General features: G+C 50.3%; 15 protein-coding genes. 7 read left to right on the top strand and 8 right to left on the bottom strand.

Going from position 1 to position 19,099, the window contains the following annotated elements:
• Nucleotides 1-27: 27 nt before the first annotated feature.
• Entirely contained in the window at nt 28-2,223 is a 2,196-nt protein-coding gene (gene uvrD / locus ACN0UN_RS06335) for a DNA helicase II (protein ID WP_417659247.1), read from the top strand.
• On the opposite strand, the gene rarD is transcribed toward uvrD, so the two are convergent.
• Nucleotides 2,199-3,098: an EamA family transporter RarD gene (gene rarD, locus ACN0UN_RS06330; RefSeq protein WP_417659246.1), complete on the bottom strand. Its 900-nt coding sequence runs from the start codon at nt 3,096-3,098 to the stop codon at nt 2,199-2,201. The genes uvrD and rarD overlap by 25 nt on opposite strands.
• 119 nt (nt 3,099-3,217) lie before the next feature.
• On the opposite strand from rarD, the gene recQ reads away from it, so the two are divergent.
• Entirely contained in the window at nt 3,218-5,062 is a 1,845-nt protein-coding gene (gene recQ / locus ACN0UN_RS06325; protein WP_417659245.1) for a DNA helicase RecQ, read from the top strand.
• Between the two features lie 3 nt (nt 5,063-5,065).
• Here recQ and ACN0UN_RS06320 read toward each other — a convergent pair whose 3' ends face one another.
• Complete coding sequence (locus ACN0UN_RS06320) at nt 5,066-5,692, bottom strand: LysE family translocator (protein WP_417659244.1); 627 nt, start codon at nt 5,690-5,692, stop codon at nt 5,066-5,068.
• A 135-nt stretch (nt 5,693-5,827) separates the two neighbouring features.
• Here ACN0UN_RS06320 and ACN0UN_RS06315 point away from each other — a divergent pair, with 135 nt between their 5' ends.
• From ACN0UN_RS06315 to ACN0UN_RS06305, 3 genes are read left to right on the top strand one after another with little or no spacing between them, the layout of a single operon-like run.
• Complete coding sequence (locus ACN0UN_RS06315; protein ID WP_417659243.1) at nt 5,828-6,799, top strand: lyase; 972 nt, start codon at nt 5,828-5,830, stop codon at nt 6,797-6,799.
• A gap of 37 nt (nt 6,800-6,836) precedes the next feature.
• On the top strand, nt 6,837-7,820 hold the full coding sequence (locus ACN0UN_RS06310; RefSeq protein ID WP_417659242.1) for a hypothetical protein: 984 nt from the start codon (nt 6,837-6,839) through the stop codon (nt 7,818-7,820).
• Between the two features lie 27 nt (nt 7,821-7,847).
• Nucleotides 7,848-8,663: a mechanosensitive ion channel family protein gene (locus tag ACN0UN_RS06305; RefSeq protein ID WP_417659241.1), complete on the top strand. Its 816-nt coding sequence runs from the start codon at nt 7,848-7,850 to the stop codon at nt 8,661-8,663.
• Here the strand turns inward: ACN0UN_RS06305 and ACN0UN_RS06300 are convergent.
• The 3 genes from ACN0UN_RS06300 to ACN0UN_RS06290 are packed head-to-tail and all read right to left on the bottom strand — an operon-like array spanning nt 8,623 to nt 13,068.
• The gene (locus ACN0UN_RS06300) at nt 8,623-9,669 is read right to left on the bottom strand and encodes a malonyl CoA-ACP transacylase (protein WP_417659240.1); all 1,047 of its coding nucleotides are present in this window, start codon (nt 9,667-9,669) and stop codon (nt 8,623-8,625) included. The two genes, ACN0UN_RS06305 and ACN0UN_RS06300, sit on opposite strands and share 41 nt — an antisense overlap.
• Nucleotides 9,669-11,864, bottom strand: coding sequence for a thiamine pyrophosphate-dependent enzyme (locus tag ACN0UN_RS06295; protein WP_417659239.1), 2,196 nt, complete (start codon nt 11,862-11,864; stop codon nt 9,669-9,671). The genes ACN0UN_RS06300 and ACN0UN_RS06295 overlap by 1 nt, the downstream gene beginning before the upstream one ends.
• Nucleotides 11,865-11,892: 28 nt before the next feature.
• Entirely contained in the window at nt 11,893-13,068 is a 1,176-nt protein-coding gene (locus ACN0UN_RS06290) for an acyl-CoA dehydrogenase (RefSeq protein WP_417659238.1), read from the bottom strand.
• Between the two features lie 191 nt (nt 13,069-13,259).
• Here ACN0UN_RS06290 and ACN0UN_RS06285 point away from each other — a divergent pair, with 191 nt between their 5' ends.
• Nucleotides 13,260-14,111: a LysR family transcriptional regulator gene (locus ACN0UN_RS06285; RefSeq protein ID WP_417659237.1), complete on the top strand. Its 852-nt coding sequence runs from the start codon at nt 13,260-13,262 to the stop codon at nt 14,109-14,111.
• Between the two features lie 48 nt (nt 14,112-14,159).
• On the opposite strand, the gene katG is transcribed toward ACN0UN_RS06285, so the two are convergent.
• Nucleotides 14,160-16,313: a catalase/peroxidase HPI gene (gene katG, locus ACN0UN_RS06280; protein WP_417659236.1), complete on the bottom strand. Its 2,154-nt coding sequence runs from the start codon at nt 16,311-16,313 to the stop codon at nt 14,160-14,162.
• Nucleotides 16,314-16,480: 167 nt separating this feature from the next.
• On the opposite strand from katG, the gene ACN0UN_RS06275 reads away from it, so the two are divergent.
• Nucleotides 16,481-17,572, top strand: coding sequence for a threonine aldolase family protein (locus tag ACN0UN_RS06275; protein WP_417659235.1), 1,092 nt, complete (start codon nt 16,481-16,483; stop codon nt 17,570-17,572).
• Here the strand turns inward: ACN0UN_RS06275 and ACN0UN_RS06270 are convergent.
• Nucleotides 17,569-17,766, bottom strand: a complete 198-nt coding sequence (locus ACN0UN_RS06270) for a YfhL family 4Fe-4S dicluster ferredoxin (protein ID WP_417659234.1) — start codon at nt 17,764-17,766, stop codon at nt 17,569-17,571. The genes ACN0UN_RS06275 and ACN0UN_RS06270 overlap by 4 nt on opposite strands.
• Nucleotides 17,750-19,087, bottom strand: coding sequence for a tRNA 5-hydroxyuridine modification protein YegQ (yegQ, locus tag ACN0UN_RS06265; RefSeq protein ID WP_417659233.1), 1,338 nt, complete (start codon nt 19,085-19,087; stop codon nt 17,750-17,752). The genes ACN0UN_RS06270 and yegQ overlap by 17 nt, the downstream gene beginning before the upstream one ends.
• Between the last annotated feature and the right edge of the window lie 12 nt (nt 19,088-19,099).

Genomic DNA, 19,099 nt, shown 5'->3' with positions numbered 1-19,099 from the left:
GCCCTTTTTATCTGTTGGTGACAATCCATGCAAAACCACCCGTTATTAGCACAACTGAACGACAAACAACGTGAGGCTGTTGGCGCGAAAGAACGCCACATGTTGGTGCTTGCGGGCGCCGGTAGTGGTAAAACGCGGGTGTTGGTGCACCGTATTGCCTGGCTGATTCAAGAGCGTGGTTTATCACCCCAAAGTATCATGGCGGTTACCTTTACCAACAAAGCGGCCGCCGAAATGCGTGGCCGCATTGAGCAATTGCTTGGTAGTTCAGTACGTGCGATGTGGATTGGTACCTTCCATGGTCTGGCTCATCGCTTATTGCGCGCCCATTATATGGATGTTGGTTTACCGCAAAATTTCCAAATTCTCGATAGTGATGATCAGCAGCGCTTAGTGAAACGCATTATTCGTAGCTTGAACCTTGACGAAAAGCGCTGGCCACCGAAACAAGCCCAGTGGTTTATTAACGGTAAAAAAGATGAAGGCCTAAGGGCGCATCATCTTGATGGCTACGATTTTAATGAACGCACGCTCAAAGAAATTTATGAAGCCTATCAGGTCGCCTGCGACAGAGCTGGCTTAGTTGATTTTGCCGAATTGCTGCTACGCGCTCATGAACTTATTCGCGACAATCGCCACGTTCGTGAGCATTATCAGCGCCGGTTTCGCCATATTTTGGTGGACGAATTTCAAGATACCAACGCCATTCAGTACGGTTGGATTAAATTAATGTCCGGTGTTGGTCAAGGTCAGCAAGAAACCAACTATGTAACCATTGTGGGCGACGATGATCAGTCAATTTACGGCTGGCGCGGGGCTAAAGTTGAAAATATTCAGCAGTTTTTGCGTGACTACCCTGACGTATTAACCATTCGGTTGGAGCAAAATTATCGTTCCACCAACAATATTCTTACCGCGGCCAATCAGGTTATTGCGAATAACAGTGGGCGTTTAGGCAAAGAACTCTGGACTGAAGACAGTTCGGGTGACCCAATTGACTTGTACTCGGCATTTAACGAAATGGACGAAGCACGTTATATCGCTGGGCGTATTGAGCAGTGGCATGAGCATGGCAATGCCTTGCAAGACGTCGCCATTTTATACCGCAGCAACGCCCAATCACGTGTGTTGGAAGAAGCCTTGCTGCATGCGCGTATTCCTTATCGAATTTACGGCGGCCTGCGCTTCTTCGATCGGCTTGAAGTAAAAGACGCCCTGGCGTACATGCGCTTAATTGCGAGCCGTAACGACGATGCCGCGCTCGAGCGCGTGATAAACACCCCAACGCGTGGTATCGGTGATCGTACCTTGGGTATTATTCGCGAGGGGGCTCGCGATCGTGGCCTGCCGATGTGGGAAGCCGCCAGGCAGTTGGTGCAAGAGAAAGTACTCAGCGGTCGTGCCGGCAATGCCGTGCAAAGTTTCTTAGATTTGATTGATAGTCTGGAAGACGAAACCAGCGATTACCCGTTGGGGCGTCAAGTTGACACGGCGATTAAGAAAAGTGGTTTGATGGCCATGTTCGAATCAGAAAAAGGCGAAAAAGCAGAAACCCGCGTAGAAAACTTAAAAGAGCTTGTGAATGCCTGCGATAAATTCAACACCATGGATGCGGTTATTGAAGATGATATGACGCCTCTGAATGCTTTTCTTGCTCATGCGGCGCTTGAGTCAGGCGAAGAGCAAGCCGATGAACATCAAGATGCGGTGCAACTGATGACGCTACACAGCGCCAAAGGCTTAGAGTTCCCGTTGGTATTTATGAGCGGTGTTGAAGAAGGTTTGTTCCCGTCTCAGCAATCCGTTGGTGAGAGCGGTCGGCTCGAAGAGGAGCGTCGGTTGTGCTACGTGGGGATGACCCGCGCAATGCAAAAGTTGGTGATTACCTACACCGAGTTGCGGCGAATTTATGGTCAGGAACGGCGCAATATCCCGAGCCGATTTGTCGGAGAAATCCCCCCAGAAATGCTCAATCATGTGCGCTTACAAGCGCGCACCACGCATCACTCTCCAGCACTTGGACGCTTTCACTCGGGCGCCAGTCACGAGGCTTTCGAGCAGACCGGTTATACGTTAGGGCAGCGGGTGCGCCACACCAAATTTGGTGAAGGCACCGTACTGAACTATGAAGGAACTGGCCCGCAAAGCCGCATTCAAATTAACTTTGACGACTTAGGCAGCAAATGGCTGGTCGTGGCTTACGCGCGTTTAGAACGCTGCTGATGCACCAAGGTGTCTACGCTATAGAGCGCAAGCGCCACCCAGATAATGGCGAACGTCACCAGCTTATCAGCAGCCAGCGGCTCGCCATATACCCACACCGCTAAAATAAACATCATTGATGGGCCAATGTACTGAAAGAAGCCTAACGTTGAGTAGCGAATACGCTGGGCCGCCGCATTAAAGCACAATAATGGTGCAGTGGTGACCACGCCAGCAGCTATCAACAAGGTGTTAATTTGCCACGTGTTCTGGGTCATATCCGCAGCGCTCGAGCTGGCAAAAAAGACCATGTAAATCAGCACTGCAGGCATTAAAATTAAGGTTTCTAACCACAGCCCGGTAATTGAATCTATTGGTAAACGTTTGCGAATTGCGCCGTAAATAGCAAAGCTGCAAGCTAACGCCAATGCCACCCAAGGCACAGAGCCAAACGAAATCACCTGAATCAGCACGCCAATAAATGCCAAGGCAATAGCGGCTAATTGCATTTTACGCATGCGTTCTGCAAAAAACGCCATACCGATTGCGACGTTCAAAAGCGGATTAATGTAATAGCCTAAGCTGGCATCCAAAATGTGGTCGTTGTTGATAGCCCAGATAAACAAAAACCAATTGCCGCCCAACAAACAGGTTGCAGCCGTTAAGCGCAGCATTTGTTTTTTATTTTGCAGTACAGGCTTTAACCGATTGCCACGACCCAGCAGCACAATCAGCACAAACACCAAAATAAATGACCACAAAATACGATGTCCCAGAATCTCTAATGCAGGGACAGACTGAAGCCATTTGAAGTAGACGGGTGCAATGCCCCACATGGTGTAGGCGGCAATGGCAAAAAGTACACCTTGGCGGCTGCGTGCAGCATCATCGGTCATTTAGGTCGTGTCTCATGTTGAATTGTACGAAAAATCAGCACCCTTAGACAGAATATCACGGATTTACGCGATAGTCGGTGGAGCTTCGGTAGCGGGATGCATACAATAGGGCCTTCAATATGTTCTCGTCAATTGGAGACGTAATTTTGTCTGACTCTGCACTGTCACAACTTCTTGCCGATGTATTTGGCTACACCGCGTTTCGCGAAGGCCAACAGCAGGTGATCGAAGCTGTGCAGCAGCACCGCGATGCCTTGGTATTAATGCCCACAGGTGGCGGAAAGTCGTTATGTTATCAGTTGCCGGCGCTAGCCAGTGACGGTTTAACTGTGGTTATCTCACCGTTGATTAGTCTGATGCAAGACCAAGTGGAAGCACTGCAGACCATGGGCGTGGCCGCTGCGGCACTTAACAATGGACTAACGCCGGAACAAAACGCCAGCATTATGGAGCAATTGAACAGTAATTCAATTCGTTTGTTGTACGTAAGCCCAGAGCGGGCAATGCAAGGGTTCTTCATTCGTTTGTTGCAACAGTGGCAGGTTAGCTTGGTCGCCATTGACGAAGCGCACTGCATTTCGCAGTGGGGGCATGACTTTAGGCCGGAATACGGTCAATTGGGGCAGTTACGCGAAACCTTACCCAATGTGCCTTTTATGGCACTCACTGCAACGGCAGATGCGGCCACCGAGGCCGATATCATTACCCGCCTGCATTTGCACGACCCGGTGGTTTATAAAGGCTCGTTTGACCGGCCGAATATTCGCTATGTGGTGGAAGAAAAGTACAAACCCTACAAGCAAGTTACGGACTACATTAAAAAGCAACGTGGTGCATCTGGAATCGTGTATTGCGGTAGCCGTAAAAAAGTAGAAGAACTGGCGGAAAAATTGCAACGTGAAGGGCTTCGTGCCGCTGGTTACCATGCCGGCATGGCGCATAGTCAGCGCGAGTTTGTGTTACGCGGTTTTGTCCGAGATGACATTGACGTGGTGGTCGCCACCGTCGCCTTTGGTATGGGAATTAACAAGCCAAACGTACGTTTTGTGGTGCACTTTGACGTGCCACGCAGTGTTGAGGGGTATTATCAGGAAACAGGCCGTGCTGGGCGCGACGGCCTACCCGCCGAAGCGGTATTGCTTTACGATCCCTCCGATGCGGCTTGGATAAAAAGTATTATTGTTGACCACCCTGACGAAGATCGTCGCCGCATTGAACAGCATAAATTTGCGGCTATGCAAGCCATGAGTGAGGCGCAAACCTGTCGGCGCCTGGTGCTCCTAAATTATTTTAATGAATACCGCGATAAGCCCTGTGGCAACTGCGACATTTGTTTAGATCCGCCCCGCCAATACGATGGCACCGTGGATGCGCAAAAAGTATTGTCGTGCATTTACCGTGTCAGCCAACGTTTTGGTATGAACCATGTCATTGATGTGCTGCGCGGCAGTAAGTCACAACGTTTAATGGAACTTGGCCACGACAAGCTATCAACCTATGGCATTGGTGCTGATCAAAGCCATGAATATTGGCTTGGCGTGGTACGGCAGCTGATACATCGCGGCTTGGTGATTCAAAATGTGCAGCAATACGGCGTATTACAGCTTACCGATGCTGCGCGCCCCGTGCTACGCGGTGAAATTGCGTTGCAACTGGCCGAACCGCGGATAAACCTGGTGGTGAGTAAACCCCGGGTTGCTGACCGTGGCGATTATGACAAAGTGCTCTTTCGGCGCTTACGCGCGCTTCGCAAAACCATTGCGGATGCTGAAGAAGTGCCGCCTTTTGTGGTATTTAACGACACCAGCTTAGTCGAAATGGCTGTTAATTATCCCATTGATGAAACTGCAATGTTGGCAATTACTGGCGTGGGGCAGAAGAAACTCGAACGCTATGGTCAGGAATTCATCGCCGCCATCAGCGCCTATCTAGACGCCGATGACGAACCAGTTAGCCGATTTTGAATGCTAAGCCGCCGGCGCGAAATAGAAATACCACAGGTCAATAACGACTGGCACAATCGAAAGTACTAATATCAACGCCATGGTGATGTTAAACAGGCGCTGCATAATCGGATTGGTAAGCACTTTTCGCAACAGCGAACCAAAAGCCAGCCAAACCCCAACGCACGGAAAGGCCATCAGTAAAAATGCCAGTGTAATTGCCAGCACTTCCAGTAGTGGTGAGCCTGCTACCGTGGTAAATGCTGCAACCGCACCGGTTGCCATGACCCAAGCCTTTGCATTAACCCATTGAAATAACGCCGCTTGCCAAAACGTGAATGGCTTTTTCTCGCCTTTCTTAATGGCTTTGGGTTCGGCAGTGCCGATATGCCATGCCAACCACAGCAAGTAAATTATGCCCAGAACTTTAATAAGCTGGTGCAGGTTTGGGTAACGATCAAAGATTACCCCAAAACCCAAACCAACAAGCAGCACCATGACCGGAAAGCCAAAACAAATACCGAAAAAGTGCGGCAAGCTGGCTTTAATGCCATAGTTCATGCCAGAAGACATGATCATGACGTTGTTCGGCCCCGGTGTTATGGTGGTCGAGAATGCAAAAAATAAAACCGCAATGAAAATTTCTAACATGGCAAGACCGTTACTCGTTGTTGGTTATTCGTTTTTCGTACAAGATAAAAACACTATAAATCAATGACGGTCTATACTCCATTAACCAATAACGAATAACCAATAACGAATAACCAATAACAACCGGGAGGTTCTATGTTGTCACTTACTTTGGCGTTAATGCTTAGCGCAGACGTACCGACCACCGCGCAGGCTACGGTAGAAATTACAGAATGGCAGGTGCCATGGGAAAACTCGCGACCTCGTGACCCCTTTGTTGCAGGTGAAAACGAAGTTTGGTTTGTTGGGCAAGCTTCCGATTATGCAGCAGTATTAAACCCTGAAACAGGTGACATGAAACGCGTTGACTTACCTGACGGTGCGGGGCCACACAATATCATTGTCGATGAGCGCGGTGCTTGGTATGCCGGTAACAAAGCCGCACATATCGGGAAAATCGATCGAAAAACATTTGAAATAACGCAGTATCCGTTGCCCGGTTCCGGACGCCGCGACGTGCATACCATGGAATTCGATTATAACGGCGACATTTGGTTTACCGCGCAAGGCGCCAATCAAATAGGGCACATGGACGCAGAAACCAACGCCATTCGTTTGTGGGATGTGCCTACCCCAAACGCTCGGCCTTATGGCTTGGTGGTGTTTCAAGGCAAACCTTGGGTGGCTCTGTTTGGTACCAACAAGCTGCTGACATTGGACGAAAACAATAACCCGCAAGAAATCCAGCTGCCGCGTGATAATAATCGCCCACGCCGTTTAGGTGTCGATGCACAAGGACATTTCTGGTACGTTGATTATGCAGGTGGCTACTTAGGGCGCTGGAATCCAGCCACCGACCAAATTGATGAGTGGCCGTTACCGGCTGGTGTCAGCTCGATGCCTTATGCCATGGCTGTTGATCATCGGGGCTACGTTTGGGTAGCGGAAACTGGCGTGCGTCCTAATCGTATTGTTGGGTTTGACTCGGTGAGTGAAACCTTTACTAAGCCCGTGGAAGTAGAAAGTGGCGGCGGGACGATTCGGCACATGGTATTCGACCCAGCGAGTCGAGCGCTTTGGTTTGGCACGGACACCAATACCATCGGGCGCGCTAAAATCAACTATTAAAATGCACGAGACGTTGCAACAAGGGCACGGATTAAATATGTCAACATCCAACCATTGGCAGGTTATACGCTTGGCCGAATTCAAGCGGCCCGACGCACCGGCCAGCACCAAAGTGCAGCAGCTGGCTCAGCATTTTCGAAACCTTTTTCCGAAACGCGATGAAGCGCCAAGTGACGAGCATGAGCATGACTTTCCAGGCTATCGGGAATTTGATTTGAAGCCTGGCGCCGACGCAATAGATAGGGCGTGGGATGAATGGCGCGAAGCGGGTGAACCCGGTATCAAATTTCTGATTAGCCCACCGTTTAGCGGTACCGCTGCAATTGCACGGGAATGGGCAAAACGTCATAACTGGAGCAAGATAACGGCGCCGCAGGAATCCGAGCTCGCCGATGTTGATATCGATGCGTGGTGGAAGCCGCAAGCAAGTTCACCGTGGATAATTGACGATCTCTCAAATTATTGGCGACGCGGCACCGACGGTTTGGCGTTTATTCGGGCACTATTACCCAAGCTTTTTCGTGGGGAGCTTGGTCAAGGGCTGGTGGTTTGTGATAGTTGGTCTTTTGCATTTTTACAACGTGCTTGGCCAGTCAATATGCCGAATGTGTATTGCTTCGCGGCTGCCGATGAAAAGCTGATGCGGGAGGTCGGTATTCAAGCCGATGAAAAGAAACTCAAAAGTTTGGCCGCTCGAGCTTTTGGTAATCTTGGCTTGGCGTTAGCCTTATGGGCGGTTGAAAAAGACGACGCGCATGACCTGCCAAGTATGCCCTCGGATTGTCACGATGAAACTGCATTTGTACTGTATACCCTGTTATTACACACCGGCCTTTCCGGCCGCACATTGCAAAAAGTGCTGCCGATGATCGCCGCCGATCAACTGGATGTGCAATTGCTGCAGTTGCAGCAAGCCAAACTCATTAGTTATGACGACGAAGTATGGCGCATTACGGTTTATGGTTATTTAGCGGTACGAGATTTTTTGCGTAGTCGTGGATTTTTTGTGGATGCATTCTAGAGCAATCAGTGACCAGTAAGGTGAACAATGGAAACGGATAAAATTCTCGGATTATTTAAAACCGTCACCAGTGATGCTGTGATTGAAATTGCGCTTGTGATCACGGTCTCCGTTGCGATTATCTGGCTGAGCCAACGTGTGTTCCCGTGGGTGGCCGATCACTTACATGGCAAACAACGCTTGTTTGTACTCGCAATGATTCCAACTTTGCGTGTGATTGTATTTGTCCTGGCAATTATTTGGATTGTACCGATGGTGATTGAAACCACGGTACAAAATATGGTCGCAATTCTTGGTGCTGCAGGCTTGGCGATTGGCTTCGCTATGAAGGATTATGTCAGCAGCCTTATCGCGGGCATTGTCGCGGTCTATGAATTGCCTTACCGGCCTGGTGACTGGATAGAGGTGAATGGTACCTATGGTGAAGTAAAACACATTGGTATGCGTGCGGTTGAGATGGTGACGCCGGACGACACTGTGGTGTTTGTTCCGCATCTAAAGCTGTGGACCGAACTCATCCACAACGCAAATAATGGCGGCCCTAGCTTAATGTGCGTGACCAGTTTCTATTTAACTGCAGATCACGATGCCCATCGGGTAAAACAGGTGCTTGAAGACGTTGCTTTAACCAGCCCGTATGTGCAATTGAAACAGCCGATAACGGTCATTATCAGCGAAGAGCCATGGGGCACGCATTATCGGCTCAAAGCTTATCCGATAGACCCCCGTCAGCAGTTTCAGTTTATGACGGACTTAACGGCGCGCGGTAAAGCTTGCCTGCGCGCCTTGCCAGTTCGTTTTGCTAACCTGTCACCAGAGCACGCTGTTCATGTAAACCCATAGCCAACACATAGGGCGTGTCACTTTGCTGGCGCGCCACGAAATCGCTCTTACTCGCTAAGCCTTGCCAACGAATATCTATGAGCGCTTGGGCAACGGCACCGCCTAAACCAGCACCAGGGCCGAGCAAAATAATGGTATCGGGCGCCAGTTCTTTCACGGCAACTTGTATGGCGCGGCTAAAGTTATATGTTTGCGTAACCTGATGCCCTAAGGTGTAGTGCTGCAGCGCCCGGCTGTCTACCACATGCGGTGACCAGAGGTGTCCGCGGCCGTCAATTAGTACGGTTTGTGGTGCTTTAAAGGCAGCCGAAGGCCACAGTGACAATGCCTGTTCAGACGCTGTATTCATAAAGTGCGTATGAAACGCGGCGTGGCCTGGCAGTACCATTGGGAATCGGTCATCAACCCGCGGTAATGCAGCAACTGCGGCATTGCACGCTTCAGTTGAGCCAGCAATTACCGCGTAACCACCGTACTGAATCGACATCATCAGGTCGCCAGGAAAGCGGGCCAGTTGGGCATCAACAGCAGCTTTTAGTTCAGCGCTAGGGCGCCATTCATTGTCGACCACCGGGTAGATAAATTGGGCACCTTCACCACCAGCCGTCAACTGGGCCATGTTGGTAACTAGACGGGTGCTGGTGTCGACATCCCAACAGCCCGCGCAGGCCATCGCTGTGTACCAACCCATCGAGTTGCCGGTAATGCCGACAATGTCGTACTGCTCGCGATCAATCGCCAAATAATCCAAATAACCCCCCGCATAAATTAATGCAGCTGCGTTTTCTGGTTTTTGATGCAATGACGTTTTAAATAACAGCGCTTGGTCAAGTTCGGTTACCGTTGGCAGCCCAAGTTCACCACGAATATCGTCAATATCGTGCAGTATCTTCGCCGATAATTCATCATTATCTCTAATATTGGCCGAAATTGAGCCTAATTCAGGTTTGTTGTAAGTGCCGCGACCTGGGCACACAACCAAGGCGGTTTTTTTATCCGCAGTCATCAGTTTGTCTCCAACAGAGCTTTGGCATCGTCAACAATTTGTGCTGTTGATGGCAACACGCTGTATGCAGCTTTACCGAGCGGAATAAAGCTATCTTCCGCGTTAATTCGTGAAACTGTAAACAGGCCGGGCTTGTGTTCATGCAGCGCTGTGAATAACTCTTCGCTGAGTGACCCGCGGCGGCGACATTCATCCACAATCAGTACTTTTTTACAGCCGCCTAACGCTGCAATTATTTTATCCACATGCAAGGGTACTAAACAGCGCAAATCAAGCACCCGTACGTTGTGCCCTTGCTGTGCAAGTTGGGCTTCCGCTTGTCGGCTTAAATAATAGCCGTTGCCGTAAGAAACTATTGCCAGATCATTTCCATCACCGTAAATAGTCGGCTCGCCCAATTCCGGCACCGGTTGTTGCGGGTCTGGATAGTCACACAACCAGCCCCCGTCACCTTCCTGATGCAAGTCACGTGTCATGTAAAGTGCAATAGGCTCCAACATGATGACTACCCGTTGCTCGCGTGCAGCGAGCGTTACAGCCTGACGCATTAACAGCGCACCTTCACGGCCGTTGCTAGGGCAAAGCAGAACAACGCCAGGAATGTCACGAAATACGGTAAACGAATTGTCGTTGTGGAAGTGACCGCCGAAGCCACGTTGATAGGCAAGGCCAGCAATCCGAATAACCATTGGGTTGGTGTATTGCCCATTGGAGAAAAAGGATAAGGTTGCCGCTTCGCCGCGAATTTGATCTTCGGCATTATGCACATAAGCCAAAAACTGGATTTCTGGCATCGCAATAAAGCCTTGCTGGGCCATACCGATGGCTAGTCCGAGAATACTCTGCTCATCCAATACGGTATTTAACACGCGGTTCGCACCAAAGGCTTCCATTAAATGTTGTGTCACATGGTACACACCGCCTTTCTTGGCGATATCTTCGCCACACATGACGATGTTGCCGTGTTGCGCCATCAAGTCATGGAGTGCCCAATTCAGCATTTTACCCAGATGTTGCGGCTTGCTGAGATTGTGTTTGTCCCACTTGAACAGTGCCTGACGTTGCTCACCAGTAACCGGGGCCGGTAGAGCTTGAGTGCGCACCGGTGGTGTGATTGACGCCATGACTTGTTCGGCAGTTTCTAATTTGGGTTGCTTCGACGCTTGGGTGGCAATGCGCGCAATACGTTGTTGTTGTGACTGAATAAACTCAATGAGTTGCTGGTGGTCAAATAAGCCACGGCTGATCAATGCGGCACAACTGTGCAGTAGCGGATCGCGCTCGCTATCGAGGGCAATCTCCTGCTTGCTGCGATAAGCCACTTCGGCATCAGCGCCGGCATGGCCAAACAGGCGAACGGTACGCAGGTGCAATACCGCAGGTTTGCGTTTTTGGCGAACATAGTCAGCCGCCTCGCGGGCTACCAAATAGGTTTCCGCCAAATTGCTGCCGTCGGCAAAAAAGTATTTTAATGCCGGGCGTTGGCTCAATTGTTGTTGAATCCAACCTTTTGGCGTGTGGGTAGAAATACCTAAGCCATTATCTTCACAAACCAATAACAGTGGCATTGGAATTTGTTGATAGGCCGCCCAACTGGCTGAATTAATCGCTCCAAGCGCAGTGGAATGGTTGGCTGACGCATCACCAAAACTGCACATCGCGATGGCATCGTTGGGCCAGGTACCTTGATGATTCAAGCGTTTTGACAGGCCAATGGCAAATGCCGTGCCCATTGCTTTGGGAACATGCGAAGCAATGGTGCTGGTTTGTGGCGGCACATTTAAATGCAAACTGCCCAACACTTTATGGCGCCCGCCAGATATGGGTTCGTCCGCTGAGGCGGCAAAGCTGAGCATCATGTCATACAGTGGTGTGCTGCCTGGCGCTTGCTTGGCACGTTGCACGAAAAACGCGCCACTGCGGTAGTGTAAAAATGCCGGGTCGGTGACACGCAAGGCTTTTGCGACCGCCGCATTGCCTTCATGGCCAGCGCTACCGATGGTATAGAAACTTTGGCCAGCGGCCTGCATCAGCCGCGATTGTAAATCGAGTAGTCGACTGTCGAGTTGTGACTCAAACAGTTCAAATAAGTCGGCGTCACTGAGTACGCCACCGGCTGCATGAGCCGGGGGCAACTGGTGTTGCTCAATACGCTGGATAAACTCAACCAGCCACGGGTGCATTGCTGCAGCCATAGGAAACCTCCTGCGACGTTGCTGGTGTTTAACCGAACGCTTGTAAGCCGGTTTGCGCGCGACCTAGAATCAGTGCGTGCACATCGTGCGTACCTTCGTAGGTATTAACGGCCTCAAGGTTCATGACATGACGAATTACGTGGTATTCATCAGCAATACCGTTACCGCCGTGCATGTCGCGGGCTACGCGTGCAATGTCGAGGGCCTTGCCGCACGAGTTGCGTTTAATCAACGAGATGGTTTCTGGGGGCAGTTGGTCTAAATCCATTAACCGACCGGCTTGAATGCAGCTTAATAAGCCAATCGAAATTTCCGTTTGCATGTCGGCTAGCTTCTTTTGAATTAACTGGGTGGCTGCCAGTGGGCGATTAAATTGGTGTCTATCGAGCGTGTATTGACGCGCCGCATGCCAGCAAAACTCTGCAGCGCCAAGTGCGCCCCAAGCAATACCATAACGGGCTTTATTCAAACACCCGAAAGGCCCTTTTAAACCACTTACATTAGGTAGTAAGGCATCTTCAGGCACTTCGACGTTATCCATGACAATTTCACCGGTAATCGATGCGCGCAGTGAGAATTTACCTTCAATTTTTGGTGCAGACAGCCCTTTCATGCCTTTTTCCAGCACAAATCCACGAATCTCACCGTCAAGTTTCGCCCAAACCACAAACACATCGGCAATAGGCGAGTTAGTTATCCACATTTTAGTGCCTTTCAGCACATAGCCACCGTCAATTTTCTTGGCCGTGGTACGCATACCGGCAGGATCAGAACCTGCATCTGGCTCGGTTAAACCAAAACAGCCCACCCATTCACCACTGGCAAGTTTCGGCAAATATTTCATGCGTTGTGCTTCGGTACCGTAGGCGTGAATTGGATGCATCACCAAACTCGATTGCACGCTCATTGCGCTGCGATAGCCACTGTCGACACGCTCAACCTCACGCGCAACCAGACCATAACAAACATGGTTTACTTCCGCACAACCGTACTTCTCTGGCAAGGTTGCACCCAATAAGCCAAGCTCGCCCAGTTCATTCATTATTTCGCGGTCAAAGCGTTCTTCACGGTTTGCCGTAAGCACCCGTGGCATAAGCTTCTCTTGGCAATATTGATGCGCCGTATCACGAATCATGCGTTCTTCTTCAGTAAGCATGGATGAAAATTGAAAAGGGTCTTGCCAGTCAAATGGGAAACGCGCCATGGGAAATCCTCGTTTTTAAGAGACGTTAATCGTTATTCGTTATTCGTTAAAAAATGCCTAAAGACGGTTTTTTGTTTCTTCGAGTAACGAGTAACGAATAACCAATAACGGTTTTTATTTGTACTTCACTTTACTCCGGTTTGGTGTAAAGTTAAATCATATAAAAACTAAACCAGATATAGCTTTTAACTATGGATTTGCGGCAACTCAATTACTTTGTGGCGGTGTATGAAAACGGCAGCATTAGTGCCGCCGCACGGGCGTGTCATGTGGCCCAACCGAGCCTATCAACGGCATTGCAACAGCTCGAAGATGAGTTGGGTACAACACTGTTCGTGCGACAATCGCGCGGCGTTACCCCCACCGAAGATGGTGAGCGACTGTATGGCCATGCCGGACGTTTGCTGAGTCAAATGCAATCCTTAAAAGCATCGTTTCGCCATAGTGTGGCGCGGGTACAGTTTAGGCTGGGGTTAATTCGTGCCTTGGGTGTGGAGCGTATGAGCCAATTGCTACGTGAGTTTAGTGCCGGTGTTGAGGGGCTGGAGTTGCACTTGGTGGAGCCTGACGATGATGCTGATGCGCGCATCATCACACCCAAAATGCTAAAAGCAGGCGAACAATTTTTACCAATATGGACTGACTGTTTTTTGATCGCATTGCCCGCAGGGCACCCATTGGCACTGAAGCAGAGCTTGCAGCTGGAAGATTTTGACGGTTTGGCGTTGATTAAACGCACACCATGCGACGCTTGGTCTCAATTTTATCCAGAGCTTATCCGTAACGGGATTCAGCCGGATATCCGGGCTGACATCCACACCATTGAATATGCACTCGGCTTGGTTTCGGCGGGTATTGGAGCGGCCTTAGTGCCTGACTTTGAGGTGCTTCATGATCGTCAAGATGTGGTACTGCGGCCAATTCAAGGCATTAACCTGCAGCGAACCATCGGTTTAGCCTATCCGCGCTCAAAAGCAGGACAGCCAGCTTTGGATTGGTTGCGGGTGTTATGCCAGCAGCGCAGCTACGAACCGAGTGAATAAAAAAGCCTGACTCAAACAGAGCCAGGCTTTGTTCAACACAGCCGCTGATTAATTTAAGTCAAAGCGGTCAGCGTTCATCACTTTGGTCCATGCCTTCACGAAATCTCTCACAAACTTCTCTTGCGAATCATCCTGGGCATAGAGCTCAGCGTACGAGCGCAAAATTGAATTCGAACCAAATACCAGATCAACGCGTGTTGCGGTGTATTTGGTTGCGCCCGTTTTGCGATCGTTCAGGGCATAACTGTTTTTACCAGTTGGCTGCCACGTGTAGGCCATATCAGTTAAAGTGACAAAGAAGTCGTTGGTTAAACTGCCAACACGGTCAGTGAACACACCGTGTTTGCTACCACCGTAGTTGGTGCCAAGTACACGCAGGCCGCCCATTAGCACGGTCATTTCTGGCGCAGTCAGGCCCAGTAGCTGGGCACGGTCAAGCAACAGCTCTTCCGGTTGTACCGTGTAATCTTTCTTGACCCAGTTGCGGAAACCATCATGAATCGGCTCAAGCGGCTCAAAAGCTTCCACTTCAGTTTGTTCATCGGTGGCATCACCGCGGCCTGGTGCAAAAGGCACCTCGACATCAAAGCCAGCATTCTTCGCGGCCTGTTCAATGGCATAGTTACCGCCAAGAACAATCACGTCTGCAACGCTAGCACCAGTAGCCTTAGCAATGGGTTCGAGCTTGCTCAGCACTTTTGCCAAACGCTCTGGTTCATTCCCTTGCCAGTCTTTCTGTGGCGCAAGGCGAATACGCGCACCATTGGCGCCGCCACGAAGATCTGAACCGCGGAAAGTGCGCGCACTGTCCCATGCGGTTGCGGCAAGTTCAGCAAGTGACAAACCCGAGTCGGCAATTTTTGCTTTCACTGCAGCCACATCGTAATCGGTGTTACCGGCCGGTATCGGGTCTTGCCAAATCAGTTCTTCGCTTGGCACATCTGGGCCCAAATAGCGTGCTAAAGGCCCCATATCACGGTGCGTTAACTTGTACCAAGCACGCGCGAACACTTCTGAGAAATACGCAGGATCATTGTAAAAGCGCTCAGAAATCTTGCGATACTCTGGGTCCATTTTCATGGCCATGTCGGCATCGGTCATAATCGGATTACGGCGAATTGATGGGTCTTCCACATCAACCGGTTTGTCTTCTTCCTTGATGTTAATTGGTTCCCACTGCCATGCCCCGGCTGGGCTCTTTTTAAGCTCCCATTCATATGTGAAGAGCAAGTAGAAATAGCCATTATCCCATTGTGTAGGATTTGTGGTCCAAGCACCTTCAATACCGCTGGTTACCGTATCACGCCCAATACCGCGTGTTTTGGTGTTGTTCCAACCAAGGCCTTGTTCGTGTACATCGGCAGCTTCAGGCTCGGGGCCGAGGTTTTCCGCTTTCCCGTTACCATGACATTTACCAACCGTGTGGCCACCCGCTGTTAGGGCAACGGTTTCTTCATCGTTCATGGCCATACGCAAGAATGTTTCACGGATGTCTTGTGCGGTACGCAGTGGGTCGGGATTGCCGTCGACACCTTCAGGGTTAACGTAAATTAAGCCCATCTGTACAGCTGCTAAAGGATTTTCCAATGTTTTGCTGTCGTCTTTTTCATACCGCGTTTTACCCAGCCATTCGGTTTCCGAGCCCCAGTAAATATCCTTTTCCGGGTGCCAGATATCATCTCGCCCAAAAGCAAAGCCGTAGGCCGGTAAGCCCATCGATTCGTAGGCCATAGTGCCCGCTAAAATAATCAGATCGGCCCAGCTAATTTTGCTGCCGTACTTTTTCTTAATTGGCCACAATAAGCGACGCGCTTTATCTAAGTTTACGTTGTCGGGCCACGAGTTTAGTGGCGCAAAACGTTGGTTTCCTGTTCCGCCGCCACCGCGACCATCGGCAATACGGTATGAGCCAGCAGCATGCCAGGCCATACGAATCATGAGGCCACCGTAATGACCCCAGTCGGCCGGCCACCATTCTTGGCTATCTGTCATCAGCGCTTTTACGTCGCGCTTTAAGGCGTCAACGTCAAGGTGTTTCAACGCATCAGCGTATTTGAAATCTGGGTCGAGTGGATTTGTTTTGCGATCGTGTTGGTGCAGAATGTCGAGATTTAAAGCATTCGGCCACCAGGCCATATTGGATTTTCCCGTGGCGGTATTACCACCGTGGATGACGGGGCATTTTCCTGCATTGTCACTCATAAAATCTCCTCGTATCAATTCGTTTGCATCATCAAGATTGTGATGATCATTACCTCACACTACGCGCTTTAGAAGTTTAGTCAAAGCAAATAAAAACGGCCAACGCAATAGATTTTTCCGATGAAAATGGTTTTAATAGAACACTATTTTTGCAACCAAGTGACACCATGATGAACAGCTTACGCCACGCCTACCAACAAGCAGCACGTCGAGCACAGTATTCCATTTTGCGCCATCCGCCGGAGTCTATGGCTACTGTTTTACGCCAGCTTGCGGATAAAGCCGAAGTGTTCGAGGAGCCTGATGTGTACGGTAGCGGTGCGCTAATTGAAGATTTTGAAGCGAAGCTTGCGGCATTGCTGGGTAAGCCGGCCGCGTTGTTTTTGCCAAGCGGCACGTTAGCACAGCCATTGGGCCTAAAAATTCATACGCTTGCGCGCCAAAATAACCATGTTGCGCTACACCCGAGCTCGCATTTAGTTCTGCACGAACACGATGGCTATCAGCAGCTTTGGGGATTAAAAGGGCACCTTGTCGGTCAGCCTGAGCAGGTGCCGACACTCAGCGATTTGCAGCAATTAGAAGCGCAACAATTGGCGGCAATCGTACTCGAGCTGCCGATGCGTGAGATTGGTGGGCAATTGCCTGAATGGACTGACTTACAAGCGCAATCACAGTGGGCGAAGGAGCGCGGCATCGCTGTGCATATTGACGGCGCGCGGTTATGGCATTGCCCCGCTTATTACCAGCGCAGTTTAGCGGAAATTTGTGATCTGGCGGATTCCGTGTATGTGAGTTTATACAAAGATATCGGCGGCGTTGCCGGAGCGATACTGGCGGGAACAGAGGCGTTTATTGCTGAAGCCAAGGTATGGAGCCGCCGTGCTGGAGGCAATTTAATTTCAATGTATCCGTACATTTTGGCTGCGGAGAAGGGACTTGACGATAACTTAGCCGCTATAGATGACGCGGTTGTTTATGCCCGCGAGTTGGGGCCGTTACTTGGCAGTATTGAAGGTGTAACCGTGAATCCTGGCGTACCACAAGCAGCCATGTTTCACCTGCACATTGACCAGGATGAAGTGGCGCTGATGGGAGCTATTACTGACTACGCGAATGCGCACGGCATTATCGTATTGCCATTACCGCGAGCCAATAAAAACGGTCAATGTGTGTGTGAAATAAGTGTTGGCCGTCGCACCATGCAGCAGCCAATCGAATTCTGGTACAAGCACCTGAGTGCTTGTCTTGCCCGCTAAGAGTCGGGTACCACTGTCATGCACTCAATTGGACATACCGGAATGCAAGCAGGTTGGTCGTAGAAACCTTTGCATTCCGTGCATTTATTCACATCGACCACATAGTGCTGTTTTCCCATGGCAATGGCATCATTCGGGCATTCAGGCACACACATATCGCAATTAATGCAGTCGCTATCAATGACTACAGGCATTGGTCACCTCGACCACCGGAATGGTTTGTTGCGGTTTCACGTCGGCCACTTTAATCAACATGCTGAACTGCGCCTCTTCTGCATTGAGTGCGGTGGGCAGGCGCACCCCAACTTGGCGACCAGCGCCAGCGGCCCGCTCAAGTAGGTGGTGATTGGTGTCTACCATAGCCTGCAACATGAAGGTGATATTGCCCGACGGCTTCATCAGAATTAATGTATCGCCGATAGCAAAGGCGTTTTTAACGTCAACCGTAGCGTTGGCGCCATCGCAATCAAGTATTTCGCCAACCAGTAATTGCTCACCTTGGCTATGGCTGGTGGCGTAATTCTGGGTTTCGCTGGGTACATGGCGGCGTAAAAACCCTTCAGTGAAGCCGCGGTTGGCCATGCCGTCTAGCTCGGCCAATAAGTCACGGTTAAACGGCTTGCCTGCCGCAGCATCATCAATCGCTTGACGGTAAACTTGCGCGGTTCTCGCAACGTAATACGGTGACTTGGTGCGGCCCTCAATTTTTAATGAATGCACGCCCATCTTGGTGAGCGAATCCACATGCTCAATGCCCCGCAAGTCTTTGGAGTTCATGATGTAAGTACCGTGCAGATCTTCGTCCATCAGCATGTACTCACCGGGGCGCTGTGGTTCAGTTAATAGCACAGGGGTATCAATCGGATTGAACTGGCCCACCGCATCTTCTTCTGCGTCGTGCACCTGATAAGGCCAGCGACATGAGTTTGTGCAAGCACCTTGGTTTGGGTCGCGCTTATTAAAGTAGCCGGACAATAAGCACCGGCCTGAATAAGCCATGCATAAGGCGCCATGCACGAACACTTCAATTTCCATATCGGGGCATTTTTGCCGAATTTCAGCAATTTCGCGTACTTCCAACTCACGCGACACAATGATGCGTTCAATGCCCTGCTGTTGCCAGAACTTTACCGCAGCCCAATTGACGGTGTTCGCTTGCACACTTAAATGCAGCGCTTGGCCGGGATAATGTTCGCGCAACAGCATCACAATTCCCGGGTCGGACACAATCAGGGCATCAGGTTTTAATGCAATGACTGGTGCCATGTCGTCCACAAAGGTAACCAACTTCGAATTATGCGGCGCAATATTTACAACAACATAGAATTTTTTACCTAAGGCATGCGCTTCAGCAATACCTTGCGCCAGACGTGGCAGATCAAATTCATTGTTACGTACGCGTAAGCTATAGCGTGGCTGCCCGGCGTAGACTGCATCGGCGCCATAAGCAAAAGCGAGCCGCATGGCTTTTAAGCTGCCAGCAGGGCTCAGTAATTCAGGTGGGTGTAACTGCATAAAACCTTTGAC

It is taken from the genome of Pseudidiomarina sp., from assembly GCF_048267825.1.
Taxonomy (GTDB): Bacteria; Pseudomonadota; Gammaproteobacteria; order Enterobacterales; family Alteromonadaceae; genus Pseudidiomarina.
This window is presented reverse-complemented; position numbering and strand designations above follow the sequence as displayed.